Below are 5,532 nucleotides of genomic sequence, written 5' to 3'. Positions count from 1 at the left end.
CATGATGAACCCTTTTTCATGGCTCCAGATGACAAACATGATCTCATATCAGGGACTTGCTCGCACCTTCCCTTGCAGACCCAACCTCACCACTTGTTTGAAGAAATTGCTTGATAGAAACAGATACATAGAGGATTGCCCCCTGAGGTAGCTGATATTATGGCGATAACCCTTGTATGCCCAATTCTTGAGATCCGCACTCATTTGCAAATCAGTGACGCCAATGGCGCTATTCAATGAGCTATTTCTGACATTGGTATAAATATACGGTTCGATATAATTTTGGCTGCCATCGTCATTGAAGTTGTAATCAAGGAACCGACATAAAATGCCGTCTTGATTGCCTAGACGATAGTTTTCACAGCCTTGAGAACCAGGCAAGACATAAGGTACGCCATTGCTGTCAACAATGACTTCGCTAATCGCGTTGGTTTGTACGAAGCGCAGATGACCAGCCTTCTTGTGCTGCATGTTTCTCACGTACCAGTAGCCACTGTTCTGATTGATACAGCGCTCTCCAGCCGCCGCATCGTATTTGAGCGTGGTCATGCACAAGTTCATTTCTCTGTTCAAAATGGCTCCAACTGGCATGGTGCGCAGATAGTCAAAGAAGCTTGTGCTGAGCTTGCCGTGCCCCCATCCCGCGGATGCGCCAATGAGACCGAAAAAGCCAAGGTCATCTACCACGGCGGGTTTGTTGACCGCTTCTGCCGTGTCGGGATCACAGCGGGTATATGTCATGATGCAGCGCTGGTTGACATAAGGACGACGGATCGGGCCGTTTTCCCACATGTCGACGTTCCAATTGTTAATATCAGTGTTGTATCCATTATCAACATACGCCAGGCTCACTTGCCCATTCCCTTTAAGGGAGGTCCAAGCATTTGCACCGGTCAAACGTGGATCTAATCCGTCGGTAGGTGCCACAAACAGGTTGTTGTCTTCCTGGTTCTCAATAAACAGAAAGTTTCGTAGCGGAGCATTTGGCCAGACAGTTTTGGATACTGCGGCACTGGCCTGCGAGGCCCAGCTGGTGGCAATTGCCATCGCCAACAGCCATTTATATGCGGGATTCATCATCAGTACTCTCTCACCATGGCATAGGTGGGCAGCCCCTGGCAGGTAATGATGCCTACCCAGGCGGCGCCGCTGTGTTTTTCAAGATCGAGCTCGGCTTCACAGAAGTCATTCCCCTGGCGGAAGGTCAGCATGGGATTGGCTTTATCCACATCCAGCGAGAATTCACCCTCCTCGTTGGTCACCGTGGTGCCGATATGGTTGTCGATGCGGGCATTGGCCAGTAAGGAGCCGTCTTCCGCCCTGAGTATGCCGAAGACGGTCACCATCTCCTTGATTGTGCTGCGCGCATCCAGGGTGGCCACGTTGCCGGGAAACAGGGTGTAGCGCTGCTTGCCGGTATTGATGTCGTAGCTGTCTTTGCCCCGCTTGCTGTTGAGCAGCTCGATCTCGTATTCCCCGTAAGGGGGGAGGGCGAGGAAGGTCTGCTCGCCCTGCAGGGGGTAATCCTGTCCGTTGACCTTGGCGAGCATCTGTCCTTGGCGATCGATACCGGTATTGATGATCAAGCCGGCCCCCGAGGAGTTGCGGCTAGAGGCGACCAGTGAGTCCTCCGTCGTGACCAGGGCGCCGCGCGCAATCAGGTTGCCATTCATGTCGCCACCATGGCCGCGGCCCAGCGTCATGGTGCCGCCGATGACCTTGTTCTCGAACCCGAGAGTGCCGGAGAGCGCCATATTGTGTTCATCACTGCCGTGCATCATGCGCGAGGCATTGAACGAGGCCAGATTGATGACGCCGTCCATGCGTTTCTGGTAGTTGACGTTGGCCGTGGTCTGGCCCTGCTCGTTACTGCTCATGCCAAAGCTGAACAGGTTGTCGAACGGGATCGAGTAATCCAGCGTGATGCTCTTGTTGTTGAATCCGTTGAGCGTGCCGCTGTCGCTCTGCAGGCTGGCGCGCAGCGACAGGTTGCCGTATTTGCCGGCATAAAGGTGCTGGTAGTAATCGGCATAACTGCGATCGCTGTTCATCTGGCGGTCGTGCAGGGTATTGAAGGTGAGCTGGCCGAGACCGCTGACCCAGCCACCCAGATTGATCGTGATGCCGGCAGAGTAGAGTTCGGCGTTGCTCACCGTCAGGGCGCTGCCGGTCTCGAGCTTCTCCTGGCTGAGCCAAAGAGAGGCATTGTCATGGGCCTGCAGGGCAAGGCTGGATGCGAATCGCCACGATTGGTCGGAGGCCAGCATGGTTTGCAACTGGGCGCTGACACGATCGGTTGCCTGCCAGTTTGCACGGGCTTCGCCTACCGCAGCATCCTTGAAGGCATAGGTTGTAGTGGCCAGTTCCAGGGTATCCAGCGAACGTGCTAGCGATACTCCCAGCAGCGGTGAATCACCGTTGTTCTGGGCGCCTTCCATCATGCCTCCCCACCATTGCCATCCCCACTCCTGAGTAAAGCCCAGACTACCGCCCAGCTTGGTGACGCGCTGGGTCGTGGTGCTGGTCAGCCGTCCATCGACATAGACTTCGACCGTGACGTTGTAGACGCCACTGGGGAACGCCGAGGTGTCGATATTCTGGTTGCCGATGGCCAGGTTTTGCAGGCTGATCAGGCGATCCTCACGGTACACCCTGACCTCGCCATTGGCAGGCATGAAGACTTGTACCGGGGTGGTGGATGCGTCGGCCTTCTGTTTACGTGACTGGGCCTGGTTGCCGTACGATGCCCCATAAATGCGGCCAGTACTCAGGCCGGTCACCACCCCCAGCGTCTGCAGATCCCAGGTCGAGACCATGCCGGCTGCGATGCGGCGATCGTCAAGATCCCGCTCGTACATGGCACGATAGATGTCACCGCTCTGTTCTGGCTCCCCAAGGTTGTAGAGGGAGGCGTCCAGCGCCATGTGATGGGCGCCCATCCCGACGGTACTGTCCAGTTGCAGGAAGTTGGAGTCGTTGTGACCGTTTTGCCGATTGCTGTTGAAGGAGTAGCCCAGATTGTAGCGATGAACACCGGTCAGGGCGTCAACGGTCGGGGTCAAGGTCACCCGGTTGTCCGGCTGCCTGGCCTGGCCGAATGCATCGCGTGAAACCCGAATCGTCAGCAACATGGCCACCAGGTCAAGCTGCATGCTGGCGTTGGCATCTATCTGCAAGCTGCCCTCGGCAGAAAACGTGCGCTTCTCTTCGTTGGCTAGCATGGCGGTCAGCTGGTCGTTGAGCAGACCTTGCTGCTGGCCAGCACCAAAATCGATGTGCAGCAGATGCAGCTTGCCGTCCTGCAGCAGCAGGGTGGCATTGCCGATCGGGTGATCGGTCAGGGTGTCGAGCTGGTTTTTTTCATCCGTGTACTGCAGGCGAACGGGAACAGCCAGCCCTTCTGCCAGAGCCTGGGCAAAACTGGCTGGAATGATGACGTTGGCGATCTTGAGTGGCGCCGCGCTGTTGGCCGAGGCGGAGACCACCATCAGCAATGAGAGCGGCAACAAGCAGGTTTTCTTCAACATATCACGCACCATGGTTTCAGATTTCGGCAAAACAACACCGCCACTCGACCGGGTGGTGAAGGCAGTACCAGCACAAACGGGTTATTTGACGACGACGAATTCCTGACCCAGCCAGAGGCCAAGATGACTTTGCGGATCCTGCATATCGACTTTCTTGAAGCGGCGCTGCTTGCCGGGCAGGTCGTAGTAGGTCTCTTTACACTGCGCCTGTGCCTTGCGGTCCAGACAGGGGCCGTAGGCCACGGTGCGGTAAGAGGCATTCCCCTGATTGCTCAACATTCCGTTTTGCAGGTTGTAGGCGAAGTGTTGCTGGCGTGGCGTGACCACCAGAATGGTGCCTATCTGGGCAGAGGTGGTGGCAACCGCTTGGCGGCGATTGTTGCTCTGGTCGTCCATCGACAGGGCGGTGTCCAGCCAGCGGATGCGGTAGTAGCGCTCCTTGCCGTCCTGCGGTCCCTTGTAAAAGAAACGAACGTTGTTCTTGGCATGGGCGGGCAGCATCAGTCGGCTGGGCGAGAGCATCAGCTCGCCGGCCACTTCCATCGGGATCTCCTGGCCACCCTCTTCGGGTGAAGAGATGCGGCTGATGGAGATGGTGACCAGCCTGGCTTGAGCACTGCCATTCTCGATCTCCTTGGCTACATCCTGGCTGCCTGCATCGATGAAGGTGGTGACGGAACCAACGTTGATGGCCTGGCTGACCCCGGGAATAAACAGCATCCATGCCATCAGCATTTTCAGGTTCATGGGAACTCCTGTGATTGCAAAGGGCCCCGCAGGGCCCCGAATACTATGCGTCGAGGTAATTAGGACCAGTTGGCAACGAACTCGACGTTGACTTCCCCACTCCACAGGCCATCCGGCAGGGTCTCGAAAGCCGCGTCTGTGCCGTTGACGGTCGCGCTCTCGATGTTGAAGGTGAACGAGCCCTGGGCGGTGCTGCGCTGGGTGTCATCCTTGAAGCTGCTGGCCAGCGGAGAGAGGTTGCCGCCCGTGATGCCGGCAGCGGTATCGATCAGCGTGGTATAGGCGGTGGTGCTGACGGGAGCTCCTTGCCACAGCACGCCGACGTCGACGGTGGAGCCGCCGCTCAGGTGGTTCAGAGTGCCGCTCAGCTTCTTGGCCTTCAGCGTGAAGTCGGTGGCGCTGGCATCACCCTTGATGGCAACGTCGAACAGGCCGTTCACGGTGTTGAAACCCTTGATCCCTTCCGCGTATTGGAAAGAGAGGCTGTCGAGCGGCGTGACAACCAGCGCCGACTCGGTGTCCTTTTTGGCGGTTGCCTTCCAGGTGGCAACGGATTTTGCTTCTACAGCGGCCTGAGCGGCGGCAGCGAAGCCCAGTCCTGCAACAGTCAGCACAATCAGAGTCTTTTTCATCTTGATATTTCCTACACATTTCCTGATGGGGGCATTTGCCACCCGTTTGATTTCACGCACCCAGGGTGCATTCCCTTTCCACCTTGCCGGACGGGTTTGTCCAGGCAATCTTGCCGATCGCCGAAGGGTAATGTTTCGTCAATCAGCTCATCTTTTCGCCGGCAAAGATACTGGACGGACCTGCTCGGATCGATTGAATGCTGTGTAGGAAAAGTCCTAAAAGATGGTTGTTGTCTGCAACTTAAAATAAGCCTTGTCCATTCTCTTATCAGGGTTTTTTGTTTTTCTTATGATTTTGATTTTTAAGAGTTTTGGTGCTTTTCTTATCTAGATGGTGCGTCCCTCTGACGGGGGAGGATGGGAGGGGTTGCCGTACAGGAATGAGTACAAGAAAAAATAGAGATTCAAAAGAATATATAGCTCTGTAAGTATTTGATGAGCATAAATAAAAATATCAGATAAAAATGAATGAGGTACGAAGAGAGGCGTCGTTACTTGAACTACGTAACATATCATTAATATTCAAGCGCCATATGGTACACGTGCTGACCGCGAATTCAACTCCGAAGTGCAACACCCGCCAAATCAAGCAACCTGTCGTAGTTCATCAAACACGATCTGCGGTT

The 5,532-nt window shown here is 55.5% G+C and carries 4 protein-coding genes; all 4 read right to left on the bottom strand.

The window, feature by feature from the left end; all coding sequences use genetic code 11:
• Positions 1–48 precede the first annotated feature (48 nt).
• A complete protein-coding gene (locus PG899_RS23675) occupies positions 49–1,080 on the bottom strand; it encodes a hypothetical protein (protein ID WP_270697788.1) in 1,032 nt (343 codons plus the stop codon).
• Positions 1,080–3,527 (bottom strand): fimbrial biogenesis outer membrane usher protein, encoded by a 2,448-nt coding sequence (locus PG899_RS23670; protein ID WP_232105277.1) that lies wholly within the window; start codon positions 3,525–3,527, stop codon positions 1,080–1,082. Before PG899_RS23670 ends, PG899_RS23675 begins: the two co-directional genes overlap by 1 nt.
• An 81-nt stretch (positions 3,528–3,608) precedes the next feature.
• A complete protein-coding gene (locus tag PG899_RS23665; RefSeq protein WP_077098163.1) occupies positions 3,609–4,274 on the bottom strand; it encodes a hypothetical protein in 666 nt (221 codons plus the stop codon).
• Positions 4,275–4,333: 59 nt separating this feature from the next.
• Positions 4,334–4,906 carry a common pilus major fimbrillin subunit EcpA gene (ecpA, locus tag PG899_RS23660; protein ID WP_077098165.1) on the bottom strand — a complete coding sequence of 191 codons (573 nt, stop codon included), beginning with the start codon at positions 4,904–4,906 and terminating at the stop codon, positions 4,334–4,336.
• Positions 4,907–5,532 lie beyond the last annotated feature (626 nt).

The sequence above is a fragment of the Aeromonas sp. QDB39 genome (assembly GCF_027707585.1).
GTDB lineage: Bacteria > Pseudomonadota > Gammaproteobacteria > Enterobacterales > Aeromonadaceae > Aeromonas > Aeromonas hydrophila.
The sequence above is the reverse complement of the archived record's forward strand: the minus strand, read 5'-3'. Positions and strand labels throughout refer to the sequence as shown.